Below are 17,066 nucleotides of genomic sequence, written 5' to 3' on the forward strand. Positions count from 1 at the left end.
TTGTCGGAGGAGACATACTCTCTATCTCCGGTTACATAGGTAACTGGTAAGGAGTTTATCCAATGTTTGTGAGAATTTTTCTCATCCTGAGTTTTTCGGCAATCGCCGCCTGTGCATCCGTGAGCAATGAACGACTGTCCACCTTTACCGTGGACGGCGAAGTTTACCCGCTGCGCACGCAGACCATCACAAATGGCAACCGAACCTTCGATACCAGCAGCGTGCGCGTCCGCGGCATGTGGCGCCAGTGTTTGCCAGCGAGCCCGGGCAGCTGTGAGGCCGTCGTGCGCCTTGCGAAACAGGACCGCAGTATCAACTTCTGAGCGGCTCTGCCCCTGCCGGAATATGCGCACCCCGCCTGGCGGGCATCTGAGTTGTGACCAACTGACGCAGGACTTGCTCTTCCCCTGTCCAAGGGCGTAACCATAGCGCCAGAAGCGACCGGGGGAGGCACAGCGTGAATTACAAGCAAACCTATCAGGCGAGCCTCGAAGACCCGGAATCCTGGTGGATGAACGCCGCAGAGGCCATCGACTGGGACCGCAAACCCGAAAAAGCGCTGACCGATCACGGCGACAACCTCTATGAATGGTTCGCTGACGGTATGGTCAACGGCTGCTGGAACGCGGTCGACCGGCATGTCGAAAACGGACGCGGCGATCAGAAGGCGATCATTTACGACAGCCCGATCACCGGCGCGAAATCCTCGACAACCTTTGCTGAACTGCAGACACAGACTGCAAGCCTGGCCGGCGCTCTGGTGGCTCAGGGTGTCACCAAGGGCGACCGCGTGATCATCTACATGCCGATGGTGCCCGAGGCGCTGGTGGCGATGCTGGCCTGCGCGCGGATCGGGGCGGTACACTCGGTGGTGTTCGGCGGCTTTGCGGCCAATGAACTCGCGGTGCGCATCGACGACTGCGCGCCCAAGGCCATTCTCGCCGCCTCCTGTGGCGTCGAGCCCGGGCGGATCGTGAAATACAAGCCGTTGCTGGACGGCGCCATCGAACTGGCCGAACACAAACCCGACGTCTGCCTGATCCTGCAGCGCGAACAGGAACCTGCCGCGCTGATCCCGGGCCGCGATCTGGACTGGCACGCAGCGCAGGAAGACGTGACACCAGCCGACTGTGTACCGGTCGAGGGCAATCACCCCGCGTATATCCTCTATACCTCCGGCACGACCGGCGCGCCCAAGGGCGTTGTGCGACCCACCGGCGGGCATCTGGTGGCGCTGCACTGGACAATGAAGAACATCTACAACGTCGATCCGGGCGATGTGTTCTGGGCCGCCTCCGATGTGGGCTGGGTCGTAGGGCACAGCTACATCTGCTATGGGCCGCTGATCGCGGGCAACACCACCATCGTTTTTGAGGGCAAACCCGTTGGCACGCCGGACGCGGGCACCTTCTGGCGCGTGATCTCCGAACACAACGTGCGCAGCTTCTTTACCGCGCCCACGGCCATCCGTGCCGTCAAGCGCGAAGACCCCAAAGGCGAATATCTGAAGAAATACGACCTGTCGGGCCTGCGTGCGCTGTACCTGGCGGGCGAACGGGCCGATCCGGACACCATCGAATGGGCCGGCGATCTGCTGGGCGTGCCGGTCTATGACCACTGGTGGCAGACCGAAACCGGCTGGACCATCGCGGGCAACCCTGCGGGTCTTGAGGCACTGCCTGTGAAAATCGGCTCTCCGACTGTAGCAATGCCAGGCTATGACGTGCAGATCCTCGACGAGGCCGGACATCCCGTCGCTCCGGGCGAGCTGGGAGCCATTGCGGTGAAACTGCCGCTGCCGCCGGGCACGTTGCCCACGCTCTGGAACGCCACCGACCGGTTCCGCAAAAGCTATCTGACCACGTTCCCGGGCTACTACGAGACCGGTGACGCGGGCATGATCGACGAGGACGGGTACCTCTATATCATGGCCCGCACCGATGACGTGATCAACGTGGCCGGGCACCGCCTGTCCACCGGCGCCATGGAAGAAGTGCTCGCCAGTCACCCGGACGTGGCCGAATGCGCCGTCGTCGGTGTTTCCGATGATCTTAAAGGGCAGTCGCCGCTGGGTCTGCTCTGCCTGACAACGGGCGTGAACCGACCCCATGACGAGATCACAGCCGAATGCGTCAAGCTCGTGCGCGAGAAAATCGGTCCTGTTGCTGCCTTCCGCAATGCGCTCGTTGTGAACCGGCTGCCGAAAACGCGGTCCGGCAAAATCCTGCGTGGCACGGTCGTGAAAATCGCAGACAATCAACCCTTCAAAATGCCTGCGACGATTGATGATCCGGTAATCCTCGACGAAATCCGCGATGCCCTGAAAACCATCGGCTACGCGCAGGAAGACTGACGAAACATCACCGGTCAAATCCGGTCGAATCAGCCCGCAAACCGTGTTTCCCGGTCAGAGACTCGCGCCAATCGGGAACGATCCGGAGGATTGTTTCCACAGGCCACCCGCACGGGTAGTAAAACGCCGGTTCGGTTGCGGCGTTAACACTTTTGTATTGTTTCGCACCCAGCCTTCGCGTCTCCTTGCTTCACAAAAAAACGGCAAAAATGGGACGAAGTCAGGAAAACAAAATGGGATACAAGAACATAATAACTGCCGCAGCGCTGCTCTTTGCAGCGCCGGTGGCAGCCTTCGCGGGGACAGTAAACAGCCTGGTAGATGACGTATATTTCGTTAAAGATTACAACGAAGGCGTAGCGTCCAAACCACGGACCTTTTACAGCAACCACGTCACCGGCAGTGGCGTCAGCATTCACTGGTCAGCAGACCACCAAAGTCGCCTTGCAGTAACCGGCAATACCGCCAAAATGACCGGGTCAGCCACAAACACCGGCAGTTCCGGGCTTACATTCGACTTCAGCCTGAACTTCTCGCGCTCCCCGATTGGAATTAATGGGGCGTACTGCCAGTTTGACGGCGGCAAAATTGATCAGGGTTGTGACAGCGCGTTCAGTCAGGGACTGATCAATGACGGCGATCTCGATATCTCCGCGTGGGACTATTTCAACCTCGACAGCGGAACGATCACCGGCACCGGCGCTCTTGACGGGTACGTCTGGTCTCTGGCGAACAACAGCGGTCACCAGCCGCAGGCGGGCGTGAACGCAAATGCCCTTCTGCTGGATGACGCACTGGGTATTTCGCTCTGGTACGACTACACGCTGATCTCCACGCCAGAATCTCAGGTATCCGCTTTTGCGGCAACCGCGTGGAACATCCGCACATCGGGGAAAGGCGACATCAACGCCGATCTGATCCCCACACCACTGCCCGCCGCGGCGTGGATGCTGATTGCCGGCGTTGCCGGGCTCGGCGCAATGGGCCGGAAAAAGCGCAGCGACACCTGATCTGAGCTGCAGAAGACACGAAGGGGCGCTTCGGACCTGAGCGCCCCTTTTTCGTACGGCATCGCGTCTGCCCTCCGGGCTGTCCTGACGCCTGGCCCCAAGGCCAAAAAGATCTCTGTCTTTCATGATATTACAGGAACCTGATCCGCGCGAAGACCGCAGCCCTCACAGCCGCGCGCGAAAAATGTGATCGCCCGTTCCCGCCATTTCTGTTGACCGCTGCCAGAGCGCCCGGCAGGCTGACCGCGTCAGAAAGGAACAAATATGCGCGGATTTTTCAAGGCAGCCCTCGCCACGATGCTGATGCCACTCGCCCTGCCGGCGGCGGCCGCAGAAGGCGAACGTATCCAGGTCACGGGCGAGATTATCGACACGTGGTGTTATTACTCAGGCGTCATGGGCGGCCCAGATGCCGTGGTGGGCTCCGCACACCATACCTGCGCACTCTGGTGCTCGGCAGGCGGCATCCCGGTTGGCCTGCTGGCCGAGGATGGCACCGTTTATATGGTGTTGAAAATCGCGCAGGACGCCAGCTCTGCAAGCGGCGACACCCAGCTCAGCCTGGCCGCTCACACAGTCACCGCAGACGGTATACATTACGAACGTGACGGACTGAACTACCTCGTCGTCAGCGAGGTTGTCAGCGACATGGATATCGTCAACGCCACGCACGAAGACTACGGCACCGTTCCTCCCTTTTCATTCCCGGATCCGAACAAATGAGAAAACTGATCCCGCTTCTGGCCCTGCTGGCCAGCCCGCTCACAGCCCAGGACTTCTCAGAAGGCTCCGAAGCACGATCCTGGAACCTCTACGCCGAGGTGCCTGCGCGCTTTGAGGCCAAAGTCGTCGACATCCTGTGTGAACTCTCCGGCGACTGCCCTGCCAACTGCGGCGACGGCGCGCGTCAGCTGGGCCTTCTGCGCACCGCAGACGACGTTCTGGTATTTCCCAACAAGAACAGCCAGCCCGCCTTTACCGGTGCCGCCGAAGAGCTGCTGCCCTTCTGCGCACAGGTAATCGAGGTGGACGGCCTGATGATCACCGACCCCGATCTGAACGTGGACAATGTCTATCTGGTTCAGCGGATCAAAGCCGGGGATGCTGACTGGATCAAAGCCAATACCTGGACCAAAAAGTGGGCGAAAAAGCATCCGGAAGCCAAAGGCAAAGGCCCCTGGTTCCGCCGCGATCCGCGCGTGAAAGAGATCATCGCCAACGAAGGATATCTCGGGCTCGGAGCTGAGGCAGATGCCGCCTATGCCGAGGACAACTTCTGATGCGGCTCCGCGCCCTCGGGGCGGTGCTCTGCCTCGCAGCGGGCCCGCTGCTGGCGGGCACCACCCCCCTGCCCTTTGACATCGGCGGCCCGTACGAGCTGACGGACCAGCATGGCCAGACCAGGACCGAAGCCGACCCGGACGGGCACGCGCAGCTGCTGTTTTTCGGCTACGCCAACTGTCCCGATATCTGCACCGCCGCCCTGCCCCAGATGGCCGGCGTCGTGGATGCCATGGCCGCCGAAGGGGTCACCCTCACGCCGGTGATGATCACCGTGGCCCCGGAACAGGACAAGGTGGACACAATGGGGGCGCCGCTGGCGAAATACCACGCGGATTTCATCGGCCTGACCGGGGGTGAAAAGGCACTGCAGGACGCTTGGGAGGCCTTTGCGGTCGAGGTCGAACCTCTGTTCATGGATCCGGAATACGGCTGGATCTATTCCCATGGCAGCTTTGTTCATCTGCTGGATGGCGACGGCAAACTGCTGACGCTGCTGCCGCCCATCCTGAACGTGGAAGACACAGCGAAAATCGTGCGGACTTATCTCTCGCCCGACACCGGGTCCTGATCGGCATCCACCCCCCGGCGTTCACCTGGTTCCGGCTCCAGGCCATAGGGGGCGGCGATCCGCCAGACGTGGTCCGGCACCATATTCTTCATCTTTGCAGGCATCTGGCGGCGCAGGTGCAGAATGGTCTCGGCCGCCTTCATCTCGACGCGCGCACGGGCGAATTCCAGGCCCCGCGGCCCCATGCGCGGCTGCAGCCAGCTTACCACCGGACGCAGCCAGTCAGGCATGCGCCGCAGCGGCAGCCCGCCTGCCGCGCGCGCGGTATTGGCGATAAACCCTTTCACGGCACCACCGCGTTTGCCCGCTGATCCGGGCGCATCCAGCACGATCCGGTCGCCCAGGGCCTCTAACAGTGCCGCCCCGCGCGCATTGCGCACCAGAAGCCACTGATCGCCCTCGCCGCCCATGTAGCCCACGGTGATATCCGCCAGCACATTCGTGTAATCGACGCAGGTCCGGCAGGTCAGCGGAAAGAAATCAGGATCCAGATCGGAAATCGGCAGAGAGAGGAACGGGATCAGCCGCTGCCGCCCGTCCGCATACCTCAGCTCGACCCGGTAATCCGCGCGGAACTCCAGATAGGTGATACTGCCCGGGTCCTCGTCCAGCAGCGCCAGAAATTCATGGAAGTTTTCTGTTGTCGTATTGTCCGAACAGGGCGTGCCTATGACATAGAGCGCCTCCAGACCCAGCTGCGCCTCCAGCCGGCGCAACGCATAGATCTGACAGGGGATGCCAATGACGGCCAGCCGCGTGAACCCGCGCTTCTGCGCGTCTTCCAGCAGGGCAAGCAGCGGCGCATAGCCCATGCGCATCCCGCGCGCCTGCGCCATGTCACCGGGCTCCGTGATCAGCGAGGGCACCGGGCGCCACCGGTCCTGCGCATCGGGCACCATGGTCAGCACCGCATCCACGGCACCGTCTTCCAGCAGCTGCGCGCCCAGCGCCGTTGTGATGCCCGTCCATTGCGCGCCCTCCGCAGCCGGTGCAAGCCGGGCGCGGTACATCGCCTGAACGGGGCCGAAAAACTGCTCATCTCCCGGCCCGCGCACCCGGCCATGCACCTGGCGTTCCATCGCCGGATAGTCGGGCGCGATAAACTGACAGGCCCGGCCGCAGTCTTTCGCGTTTTTCATGCGGGACAGGCCACAATCGGTGCAGAGCCCACGCGGCGCTGGCTCCGACAGATCGGGCGTGATGATCACGTGAACTGCTCGTTGATCAGGCGTTCTTCGAGACCATGTCCCGGGTCAAAAAGGATGTGGTGCGCCACCGCCGGTTCCGACCTGATTTCCACCGTAACCACGCCGGTGACCGATTTGGCATCCGCCTCGGCCATCACCGGGCGTTTCTCAGGCTCAAGCACATCGAAGCGCACTGTAGCATCCTTGGGCAGCAGCGCCCCCCGCCAGCGCCTGGGCCGGAAGGCGCTCATCGCCGTCAGCGCCAGCACCTCAGAGCCGATGGGCAGAATGGGGCCGTGCGCAGAGTAGTTATAGGCGGTCGAGCCCGCTGGTGTGCTCACCAGCGCACCATCACAGACCAGCTCGGCCATACGCAGCCGGTCGTCAATCGTGATCTTCAGCTTGGCCGCCTGCGGCCCCGCCCGCAGCAGCGACACCTCGTTGATGGCCAGCGCCTCAACCTCGGTACCATCTGCCTGCGTGGCTTTCATGCTCAGCGGATTGATCACCGCCTCTTCCGCCGCGGCCAGCCGGTCGGCCAGGTCCGTCTCGGAATAGGCATTCATCAGAAATCCGATGGTGCCGCGGTTCATGCCGTAAACCGGTGCCTCCAGATGCTGACAGGCATGCAGCGTCTGCAGCATGAACCCATCACCGCCCAGCGCCACAATGACCTCCGCCTCTTCCGGAGCCACATTGCCATACCGCGTGATAAGTGCTGCACGGGCCGTCTGCGCGACCTCGGCGCGGCTGGCAGTAAAGGCAATTTTGTCAGGCATGATGCGGTGCTGTTCCGGTTTATTTATCCCAAAACAAGCACATATGACCCGCCATGACCAGAGCCGTGCCAAAAGGCAGGCGCCACAGGTTCCGGGTACGCGCAGCGCAATGCCGCGCCAAAGCGGCGGGGCGTCGCTTTACCGCCTTTTGCAGGTGTTCCGTTTAGGCTATGAGGCGCGCATATCTGCTTTTTGCCAGGGAGACTGCCCCATGAATGCCCCGCACCGCACGCCCGGTTTCTTCACCGAAACACTCGCCGACCGTGACCCGGAGCTTTTCGGCTCCATCACAGATGAACTGGGCCGCCAGCGCGACGAGATCGAACTGATCGCCTCCGAGAACATCGTCTCCGCGGCTGTGCTCGAGGCGCAGGGGTCGGTGATGACCAACAAATACGCCGAAGGCTACCCGGGCCGCCGGTATTATGGCGGATGCCAGCACGTGGATGTGGCGGAAAACCTGGCCATCGAACGGGCGTGCAAACTGTTTGGCTGTGAATTTGCCAACGTGCAGCCGAACTCCGGCAGCCAGGCCAACCAGGGTGTGTTCCAGGCGCTGCTGCAGCCCGGTGACACAATCCTCGGCATGTCGCTCGACGCCGGTGGCCACCTGACACATGGCGCGCGCCCGAACCAGTCGGGCAAGTGGTTCAACGCGGTACAATACGGTGTGCGCCGCGAGGACAACATGCTGGACTACGACCAGGTTGCCGCCCTGGCAAAAGAGCACCAGCCGAAACTGATCATCGCCGGTGGCTCGGCCATCCCGCGCCAGATCGACTTTGCAAAGATGCGTGAAATCGCCGACAGCGTGGGCGCATACCTGCATGTGGATATGGCGCACTTCGCAGGCCTCGTCGCGGCAGGCGAGCATCCCTCGCCCTTCCCCCACGCCCATGTGGCCACCACGACGACGCATAAAACCCTGCGCGGCCCGCGCGGCGGCATGATCCTGACCAACGACGAAGCGCTGGCCAAGAAGTTCAACTCCGCGATCTTCCCCGGCATCCAGGGCGGCCCGCTGATGCATGTGATCGCCGCCAAGGCCGTGGCCTTCGGCGAGGCCCTGCGCCCGGAGTTCAAAAACTACATCAGCCAGGTCATCACCAACGCCCAGGCCCTCAGCGACCAGCTGATCAAAGGCGGCCTCGACACGGTGACCCACGGCACCGACACCCACGTGGTGCTGGTGGATCTGCGCCCCAAAGGCGTCAAAGGCAACGCCACGGAAAAGGCCCTCGGCCGCGCGCATATCACCTGCAACAAAAACGGTGTACCGTTTGATCCGGAAAAACCGATGGTCACCTCTGGCATCCGTCTGGGCTCACCTGCGGGCACCACACGCGGATTCGGCGAGCCTGAATTCCGCCAGATCGCAGACTGGATCATCGAAGTGGTCGACGGTCTTGCCGCCAATGGCGAGGAAGGCAACGCCGCGGTCGAGGCCAAAGTCCGCGCCGAAGTGGCCGAACTCTGCGCCCGCTTCCCGATGTACCCGAACCTCTGAGCAGCTTCCGGGAAGCAAAATATCGCGCAAAGCCCCGCAGTCTTCTGCGGGGCTTTTCCTTTGACCAGGATCAGCCTTCCGCCGGCCCCACGGCCCGCTGCCGGGGCACGGCATCAATCTCACGATGCTGCAGAATACGTGATTTGACCCGCCGCTGCGCGCGCACCTCAAACGCCGGGGATTCACCGAACTGATGTGCCTGACCCTGCAGGTCAGTGAACCCCCACCTTGCGACAACCAGCTGAAATATCTTCACTTCTTCGCCGTCATCGTCGGAATAATACTGGTGCTGCCAGGCGCCCTTGATCTGCACGGACAGGCGCACCGCATCCTTAGGGGGCGGCGGGCGGCGCTGTGCAGCAGCACGTTGTGCTGCCACGCTCTCCATTGCCTGCAGCGTGCGTGCCAGAGGCCCCGTATCCAGCGCCCGGCGTCCGGAAAAAACACAGACGATCTCCTTGTCGGTCTCGAAAAAGGCCCGCGCCAGAAACAGGTACCGCCCCGAGCGGTGAAACCCGGGCACAATTTCCACCTCGATCGGGCCGCCATAGGTTTTGAACAGGTCACGGTCTTCCTGCTCCGGGCTCTCGCCCAGCCGTCCGAAAACAGTTTTTTTCATGCTTGTGCCAGGTCCTCGCGCCATCCATGTCTTCTGGCGCCCCCACCAGCTACATCGCCCGAAAGTCTTAACAAACCTTTACCCCGCAACTACCTGCGGGGCTGCGGGCTGGCGCGTCCCGGTGAAATCCGCTAGCCCTTGGGCATGTTGAACCACAGCGTTTTCGGAGACCCCGCCGCACCGGGTGTGATCATCGTGCACGGGCTCTACGGCTCCGGCCGGAACTGGGGCGTGATTGCCAAGCGTCTTTCTGACGCGGCGCGTGTGATCACCGTGGATATGCGCAATCACGGCACCAGCCCGCGCACGGAAACCCACAGCTACCCGGATCTGGCCACCGATCTGGCGGAACTGATCGACCATCTCGGCGGACCGCTGCATGTGGTCGGTCATTCAATGGGGGGCAAGGCCTCCATGATGCTGGCCCTGACCCGTCCCGACCTGGTGGACCGCCTGGTGGTGGCAGACATCGCACCCGTCTCTTATGGCCATTCTCAGGTGCAGTACATCCACGCCATGCGCGCCGTGGACCTCAGCCGCGTGACCCGCCGGTCCGAGGCCGAGGCGCAGCTGGCCGAACTGGGCGTGGAACCCGCGCTCTGCAGCTTTTTCACCCAGTCGCTGGATGTGCCCGGCAAGGCCTGGCGCATAAATCTCGACACGCTGGAACGCGAGATGGACAAGATCCTGGCCTTCCCGCAGGTCGACAGGCAGTTTGACGGCGAAACCCTGTTTCTCTCAGGCGCGCTCTCGGGCTATGTGAAACCCGACGACCGGCCAGAGATCAAACGGCTGTTTCCCCGTTCGCATTTCGCCAAACTGCCCGGTGCCGGTCACTGGCTGCATGCCGAAAAACCACGCGAGTTTGAGGCGGCTGTGCGCACATTCCTCGGGCTCTGAGCACGCGCCCGGCGGCGGGCCGGCACAAACACCGCGCTATTCTCCCATTCCCCCTTGCACAGCGGCCTTTCATGCCTATAACGCAGGACAATTTGGACACATGGGGGTGTCCGATCAAAAAGGGGCTGCGCCATGCCAAAGAGAACCGATATCAAATCGATCATGATCATCGGCGCGGGGCCCATTGTTATCGGCCAGGCCTGCGAATTCGACTACTCCGGCGCACAGGCCTGTAAGGCGCTCAAGGAAGAGGGATACCGGGTCATCCTGGTGAACTCGAACCCGGCCACGATCATGACCGACCCCGGCCTCGCGGATGCCACCTATATCGAACCGATCACCCCCGAAATGGTCGCCAAGATCATCGAAAAGGAACGCCCCGACGCGCTGCTGCCGACGATGGGCGGCCAGACCGGCCTGAACACCTCGCTGGCGCTTGAGGAAATGGGCGTTCTGGACAAGTTCAGCGTCGAGATGATCGGCGCCCGGCGTGCCGCCATCGAGATGGCCGAGGACCGCAAGCTCTTCCGCGAGGCGATGGACCGTCTGGGCATCGAAAACCCCAAAGCGGCGATTGTCACCGCACCCAAAGACGATACCGGCCGCAAGGACCTGGCCGAAGGCGTGCGCCTGGCGCTTGAAACCCTCGAAGAGGTGGGCCTGCCCGCCATCATCCGCCCGGCCTTTACCATGGGCGGAACGGGGGGCGGCGTGGCCTATAACCGCGACGATTACGAGGCGATCTGCCGCTCCGGCATGGACGCCTCCCCCGTGGGTCAGATTCTGGTCGATGAATCGCTGCTGGGCTGGAAAGAATACGAGATGGAGGTGGTGCGCGACACCGCTGACAACGCCATCATCGTCTGCTCCATCGAAAACGTGGACCCGATGGGCGTGCACACGGGCGACAGCATCACCGTAGCCCCCGCGCTGACGCTCACCGACAAAGAATACCAGATCATGCGCAACCATTCGATTGCCGTGCTGCGCGAGATCGGGGTCGAAACCGGCGGCTCAAACGTGCAGTGGGCGGTGAACCCGGCAGACGGGCGCATGGTTGTGATCGAGATGAACCCGCGGGTGTCACGGTCCTCTGCTCTGGCGTCCAAAGCCACCGGTTTCCCGATTGCCAAGATCGCCGCGAAACTGGCGGTGGGCTACACGCTCGATGAGCTCGACAATGACATCACGCGCGTGACACCGGCGAGCTTTGAGCCGACCATCGACTATGTCGTCACCAAGATCCCGAAATTTGCCTTTGAGAAATTCCCGGGCGCTACGCCCGATCTGACCACCGCGATGAAATCCGTGGGCGAGGCAATGTCCATCGGCCGCACGATCCACGAGAGCATGCAGAAGGCGCTCGCCTCCATGGAACAGGGCCTCACCGGCTTTGACGAGATCGACATCGACGGTGTCGGCGTCGGCCACTGGGAGAGCGAAGGTGCCAATGAAGCCGCGATCGTCAAAGCGATCAGCCAGCAGACACCTGACCGGCTGCGCACCATCGCCCAGGCCATGCGGCACGGTCTCAGCGATGATGACATCCACGGCGTGACGATGTTCGACCCGTGGTTCCTGGCGCGAATCCGCGAAATCATCGACACCGAACGGGATCTGCGCGCGGGCGGCCTGCCCCAGGATGCAACCGCTCTGCGCCAGCTCAAAATGATGGGCTTCACCGATGCGCGGCTTGGCCAGCTCACCGGCCAGGATGAAACCGCCGTGCGCCGCGCGCGCACCGATCTGGGTGTCACCGCCGTGTTCAAACGCATAGACACCTGTGCCGCCGAATTCGAAGCCCAGACGCCCTATATGTATTCCACCTACGAATCGCCCGTCTTCGGCGAGGTGGAATGTGAGGCCCGCCCGTCGGACCGCAAGAAGGTCGTCATCCTTGGTGGCGGTCCGAACCGGATCGGCCAGGGCATCGAGTTCGATTACTGCTGCTGTCATGCCTGTTACGCGCTGACCGACGCGGGCTACGAGACCATCATGGTCAACTGCAACCCCGAAACCGTCTCGACCGACTATGACACCTCCGACCGGCTCTATTTCGAGCCGCTGACCTTTGAACACGTCATGGAAATTTTGCGTGTCGAGCAGGAAAATGGCACCCTGCACGGCGTGATCGTACAGTTCGGTGGCCAGACGCCGCTGAAACTCGCCAATGCGCTTGAGGGGGCGGGCATCCCGATCCTGGGCACCACGCCCGACGCGATTGACCTGGCGGAGGACCGCGAACGCTTCCAGCAGCTGGTGCAGGGGCTGGGCCTGAAACAGCCCAACAACGGCATCGCCCATTCCGACACCGAGGCGCTGGAGATTGCTAAAGACATCGGCTTCCCGCTCGTGATCCGCCCCTCCTACGTGCTGGGCGGCCGCGCCATGGAGATCGTGCGCGATCAGGCGAGCCTGGAGCGCTACATCACCACCGCCGTGGTCGTCTCGGGCGACAGCCCGGTGCTGCTCGACAGCTATCTCGCCGGTGCGGTGGAGCTGGACGTTGACGCGCTCTGTGATGGCACAGACGTGCACGTCGCGGGCATCATGCAGCACATCGAAGAGGCCGGCGTGCACTCGGGCGACAGCGCCTGTTCCCTGCCGCCCTACTCCCTCTCCCGCGATGTGATCGCTGAGGTCGAAGAGCAGACACGCGCGCTCGCAAAGGCACTCAACGTGGTCGGCCTGATGAACATCCAGTTCGCGATCAAGGACGGCGAAATCTACCTCATTGAGGTCAACCCCCGCGCCTCACGCACCGTGCCCTTTGTCGCCAAAGCCACCGACAGCGCCATTGCCTCCATCGCCGCGCGTATCATGGCCGGTGAGCCGCTCGCGAACTTCCCGCAGCGCCCCGCCTATGACGAGACCGCAGCATACGATGCCGTATTGCCGCTGGGCGATCCGATGACCCTGGCTGACCCGAACATGCCCTGGTTCTCTGTCAAAGAGGCCGTTCTGCCCTTCGCCCGTTTCCCCGGTGTGGATACAATCCTGGGGCCGGAAATGCGCTCTACCGGCGAAGTGATGGGCTGGGACCGCGACTTCCCCCGCGCCTTCCTCAAGGCGCAGATGGGCGCGGGCAACCCGCTGCCGACCTCGGGCTGCGCCTTCATCTCGATCAAGGACGCGGACAAAACGGACGACATGCTGTCAGCCGCAAAAATTCTCCTGGAACAGGGCTTTACCCTTGTGGCCACGCGCGGCACGGCAAAATGGCTGAACGATCATGACCTGACCTGCGGCACCGTGAACAAGGTCTACGAGGGCCGCCCGGATGTGACCGACATGATGAAGGACGAAGGCATCCAGCTGGTGATGAACTCGACCGAAGGCACCCAGGCTGTGGAGGACAGCAAGTCCATCCGCTCCATCGCGCTCTATGACCGGATCCCCTATTTCACCACCGCCGCCGGCTCCTACGCCGCAGCGCTCGCCATTCAGGCCCAGGCCGCGGACGATGTGGGCGTCAAAGCGCTGCAGGCCTGATCCGGCAGCATCCGCTCACGCCTGGTCGGCTTATTGTTCTGCGGGATGCAGCGCAGAAAAAACCGTTTTGCGCCCCGGGCCGTCGGCAATCCGGACTGTCTGACATCAGCGTCGATGGCAGGTTTCAGAGCACTCCCGGTGCGGGAGGCTTCCGCACCTGTTCATCGCAAAAGCATCCTTCCCGCCTGGTCAGGAAGCCATGGCGTACTACAACAGGTGCATCCCCGCCCGCACAAAGATGAGGAAAAACGCCGGTGCACCTGAGATACGCGATCGCATTCAGCCTGCCAGTTGTCGCCGGATGCGCTTCGACGTCTGACGTCACGAATTCGACGATCACTGTGAACGGCGAAGAATACCTGTTCCGGACCAGTACAGTGCAGGGCGTTAATGGTTCGTATGAGTTGTCCCAGGTGAAGGTGCGCAGCCTGTATTACGCATGCCTGCCCGAAAGTCCCGGAGACTGCGAAGCGGTCGTGCAGTCTGTGGTGGACCAGCGTCCCGGCGACGGTTGAGCGGTGCCTCCGGCTCCTGCTCCGCAGAGCTGGCCATGCGCGCGCAGGCGGCGAAGGCTTCAGGCGTCAATGCGCTGCAGGAGCAACAGGCGGAACCGACAACGGTTTCGCGGGCGGATGCGCTGCAATTAAAAAAGGCGCCCGGTGTGTCGGGCGCCTTTGCAGATCAGAACGAAGGCTCAGTTTACGACCGCTTCCTGTGGCCCAGCAGGCCCAGACCACCCAGACCGGCCAGCAGCAGCGGCATACCAGCAGGAAGCGGAACCGTTGAAGGCGGCGCTGGTTCCTCCTCAATACCCGCATAGGTCACATTACCCTGCGAATAGTTGTAGAACCCGAACCCGCCATCCTTGAACAGCGATCCATGCTCTGCCGAGGTATAGCTGATCTCTTTGACCCCATCGACGGACACTTCGATCAGTGTTTCGGTAAAGATCAGTTCAAAGGTGTAGGTCTGTAAATCATTCCAGCCCGTCGCGCCAAGGTTTGTTGCTGTTTTCTTCTCGGACAGAACACCGATGTGTCCCCAGAAATCCTGTTCAGCCAGCGTGGAACCGGTGACATGACTCAGGCTCAGGCCCGCTTCGCCCAGAGTATCCAGGTACGTCTGGTTGCCCTGTTTCCAGTCGACCAGCCAGTAATCGACCGTCCCGGCGCTGCCGTCCACTTCGCCGGCATCCATACCGAGGACAAATCCTACGAAATCGTCGTCGAAGGACGTATTAACGCGGATCGTGCCGCTCAGCGCCTTTCCCTGAGATGACGCCGCGCCATCGTAAAAGACCGAGACCTGGCTGTTCACGGTCTGAGTGACCGAGTTGTTGTCAGGTGCCAGCGACCAGTTGCCGGCAGGTTGTGCCCCCGGTCCCTGCTCGACACTCCATCCTGACAGATCCACCGGCGCGGCCAAAACACCGCTGGCCAGCAGCAATGATGCTGTAAATGAACTGATGAGAATTTTCATAAAATTACCCTTCACAATAATGTTACCAATTCCTTAAGCTAGCCCTCAGAGGGTCATTAATTCAACCAAAAATTGTTTTTTCCGGTCACCTGCCCGGACAGTCGCCCCAACTTGTCCGCCGGATCCGGGACCTTTTCTGCCACCGTAAACAGGAGAAAACGCGCGGGCGTCCGACGGCGGCCCGGCAGGAAACTGCGACGGCAGAGCCCGCCTTGTGCGGCACAGTTCCCGAATGCCCTGGCTTGTGTCATCATCGGGCAGCAGTTCCAAAAGGAGTTTTTTCGATGCGCTTTTCCGCTCTCATTGTATTTGCCGCCCTCGTTTCCGCCTGCACCCCCGCACCAGCCCCCGAACCCGTGACCGGATCCCTGCCGCTTTTCGGCGACGGCTACCGGTTCAAAGGGGACATCTGCCGCCGCGTGGGAGAGGATGATTTCACCAATCAGTTCCTCGATGATGCTGCTGATCTCGTCGCCTGTCCGGCAGATGCAGAGAACCTCGGCGTCTTCGTGATCGACACCGGCGCTGTCGAAGTTGCACAGCGTGATGGCTACATTCTCTACTCGGTGCCGGTGCGTTAACAGAGCGCTGCAGGTGCGCGCGCTGCGCACCGACGTAATACCGACGTTAAACCGACGTGGTACCGACGCCGCACCGACAGGCCACGACCGCGCTGGCCGACGCTGCGTCACTTGCCCTTACGGCTCTTGACGCAGCGGCCTGCATGGGCTGAGAACACTGCACCCTCAAAAGGTATGACCCATGTATAAACCAGCCATCACCGGAACCGGTGTTTTCACCCCGGACAATGTGATCACCAACGCCGAACTGGTGACGGCTTTCAACGCCTATGTTGACCTTTTCAACACGGAAAATGCTGAGGCAATTTCGGCCGGCACCATCGCGGCCAAAGAATATTCCTCCGAAGAATTCATCGTCAAAGCCTCCGGCATTGAGCAGCGTCATGTGATCGACAAAACCGGTGTGCTTGACCCATCCGTGATGCACCCGTTGCTGCGCCAGCGGGAGGATGACGAGCCGTCTTTGATGGCAGAGATGGGCGTGGATGCCGCGGCCAAAGCGCTGGCCCAGGCGGGGCGCAAGGCAGCGGATGTTGATCTGGTGATCTGTGCTGCCTCCAACATGGAACGCGCCTACCCGGCGGTGGCCATTGAAATACAGCAACTCCTCGGGATTGAGGGCTTTGCCTTTGACATGAACGTGGCCTGTTCGTCGGCGACCTTCGGTATCCAGGCTGCGGCCGATATGGTACGCTCCGGCAGCATCCGCAGCGCGCTGGTCATCAACCCCGAGATCTGCTCAGCGCACCTGGAATGGCGCGACAGGGATTGTCATTTCATCTTTGGCGACGTGGCAACCGCAACCCTGATCGAACGCGCTGATGCCGCGCAGGGCGCGTATTTCGAGATCCTCTCGACACGGTGCGCAACAGAATTTTCCAATAATATCAGGAACAACAACGGCTACCTGCGCCGGTCACGCCCGGCAGGCATGGTGGACCGCCGCGACATGCAGTTCATGCAGAACGGTCGCAAAGTGTTCAAAGAAGTGCTGCCGATGGTGTCAGAGCATATTGCGGCACACATGCAGAGCAACGGCGTTGAAGCAGACGATCTCAGACGTCTCTGGCTGCACCAGGCCAACAAAACGATGAACGACTTTATTGGCCGCAAAGTGCTGGGCCGGACGCCCGCACCCGAGGAACAACCCAACATTCTGCAGGACTACGCCAACACATCCTCTGCAGGCTCGATCATCGCTTTTTCAAAGTATTCGGATGACCTGGCCGAGGGCGACACAGGTCTGATCTGCTCGTTCGGTGCAGGGTATTCAGTGGGCTCCGTGCTGGTGCGCCGGCGCGCCTGAC

General features: G+C 61.8%; 16 protein-coding genes. 12 read left to right on the top strand and 4 right to left on the bottom strand.

Annotated features, from left to right (window positions below):
- Positions 1–62: 62 nt before the first annotated feature.
- The 6 genes from AB4K19_RS13405 (at position 63) to AB4K19_RS13430 (ending at position 5,215) form a co-directional block, all read left to right on the top strand.
- Positions 63–323, top strand: coding sequence for a hypothetical protein (locus AB4K19_RS13405; protein ID WP_375228830.1), 261 nt, complete (start codon positions 63–65; stop codon positions 321–323).
- Between the two features lie 188 nt (positions 324–511).
- Positions 512–2,353, top strand: coding sequence for a propionyl-CoA synthetase (locus AB4K19_RS13410; RefSeq protein ID WP_436399544.1), 1,842 nt, complete (start codon positions 512–514; stop codon positions 2,351–2,353).
- A 233-nt stretch (positions 2,354–2,586) separates the two neighbouring features.
- A complete protein-coding gene (locus AB4K19_RS13415) occupies positions 2,587–3,363 on the top strand; it encodes a VPLPA-CTERM sorting domain-containing protein (protein ID WP_375228832.1) in 777 nt (258 codons plus the stop codon).
- Positions 3,364–3,627: 264 nt separating this feature from the next.
- The gene (locus AB4K19_RS13420; protein ID WP_375228833.1) at positions 3,628–4,086 is read left to right on the top strand and encodes a hypothetical protein; all 459 of its coding nucleotides are present in this window, start codon (positions 3,628–3,630) and stop codon (positions 4,084–4,086) included.
- Entirely contained in the window at positions 4,083–4,643 is a 561-nt protein-coding gene (locus tag AB4K19_RS13425) for a hypothetical protein (RefSeq protein WP_375228834.1), read from the top strand. The genes AB4K19_RS13420 and AB4K19_RS13425 overlap by 4 nt, the downstream gene beginning before the upstream one ends.
- The gene (locus AB4K19_RS13430) at positions 4,643–5,215 is read left to right on the top strand and encodes an SCO family protein (RefSeq protein ID WP_436397953.1); all 573 of its coding nucleotides are present in this window, start codon (positions 4,643–4,645) and stop codon (positions 5,213–5,215) included. Before AB4K19_RS13425 ends, AB4K19_RS13430 begins: the two co-directional genes overlap by 1 nt.
- Here AB4K19_RS13430 and AB4K19_RS13435 read toward each other — a convergent pair.
- A complete protein-coding gene (locus tag AB4K19_RS13435) occupies positions 5,188–6,420 on the bottom strand; it encodes a Coenzyme F420 hydrogenase/dehydrogenase, beta subunit C-terminal domain (RefSeq protein WP_436399545.1) in 1,233 nt (410 codons plus the stop codon). The genes AB4K19_RS13430 and AB4K19_RS13435 overlap by 28 nt on opposite strands.
- Complete coding sequence (locus tag AB4K19_RS13440; protein WP_436397955.1) at positions 6,420–7,181, bottom strand: NAD kinase; 762 nt, start codon at positions 7,179–7,181, stop codon at positions 6,420–6,422. The genes AB4K19_RS13435 and AB4K19_RS13440 overlap by 1 nt, the downstream gene beginning before the upstream one ends.
- Positions 7,182–7,392: 211 nt before the next feature.
- Here AB4K19_RS13440 and glyA point away from each other — a divergent pair, with 211 nt between their 5' ends.
- A complete protein-coding gene (glyA, locus tag AB4K19_RS13445; protein WP_375228836.1) occupies positions 7,393–8,688 on the top strand; it encodes a serine hydroxymethyltransferase in 1,296 nt (431 codons plus the stop codon).
- A 70-nt stretch (positions 8,689–8,758) separates the two neighbouring features.
- Here glyA and AB4K19_RS13450 read toward each other — a convergent pair whose 3' ends face one another.
- A complete protein-coding gene (locus AB4K19_RS13450) occupies positions 8,759–9,307 on the bottom strand; it encodes a hypothetical protein (protein WP_436397958.1) in 549 nt (182 codons plus the stop codon).
- Between the two features lie 144 nt (positions 9,308–9,451).
- Here AB4K19_RS13450 and AB4K19_RS13455 point away from each other — a divergent pair, with 144 nt between their 5' ends.
- The 3 genes from AB4K19_RS13455 (at position 9,452) to AB4K19_RS13465 (ending at position 14,214) form a co-directional block, all read left to right on the top strand.
- On the top strand, positions 9,452–10,207 hold the full coding sequence (locus AB4K19_RS13455; protein WP_375228839.1) for an alpha/beta fold hydrolase: 756 nt from the start codon (positions 9,452–9,454) through the stop codon (positions 10,205–10,207).
- Positions 10,208–10,339: 132 nt separating this feature from the next.
- Positions 10,340–13,699, top strand: coding sequence for a carbamoyl-phosphate synthase large subunit (gene carB / locus AB4K19_RS13460; protein WP_436397960.1), 3,360 nt, complete (start codon positions 10,340–10,342; stop codon positions 13,697–13,699).
- Positions 13,700–13,953: 254 nt separating this feature from the next.
- Positions 13,954–14,214 carry a hypothetical protein gene (locus AB4K19_RS13465; RefSeq protein ID WP_375228840.1) on the top strand — a complete coding sequence of 87 codons (261 nt, stop codon included), beginning with the start codon at positions 13,954–13,956 and terminating at the stop codon, positions 14,212–14,214.
- 184 nt (positions 14,215–14,398) lie between these two features.
- Here AB4K19_RS13465 and AB4K19_RS13470 read toward each other — a convergent pair whose 3' ends face one another.
- Positions 14,399–15,178, bottom strand: a complete 780-nt coding sequence (locus AB4K19_RS13470; protein ID WP_375228841.1) for a VPLPA-CTERM sorting domain-containing protein — start codon at positions 15,176–15,178, stop codon at positions 14,399–14,401.
- Between the two features lie 284 nt (positions 15,179–15,462).
- On the opposite strand from AB4K19_RS13470, the gene AB4K19_RS13475 reads away from it, so the two are divergent.
- Positions 15,463–15,759: a hypothetical protein gene (locus AB4K19_RS13475; protein ID WP_375228842.1), complete on the top strand. Its 297-nt coding sequence runs from the start codon at positions 15,463–15,465 to the stop codon at positions 15,757–15,759.
- Positions 15,760–15,940: 181 nt separating this feature from the next.
- A complete protein-coding gene (locus tag AB4K19_RS13480; protein WP_375228843.1) occupies positions 15,941–17,065 on the top strand; it encodes a beta-ketoacyl-ACP synthase III in 1,125 nt (374 codons plus the stop codon).
- The last annotated feature ends 1 nt before the right edge of the window (position 17,066 follow it).

Source organism: Roseobacter phycocola, from assembly GCF_042055075.2.
Lineage (GTDB): Bacteria > Pseudomonadota > Alphaproteobacteria > Rhodobacterales > Rhodobacteraceae > Roseobacter.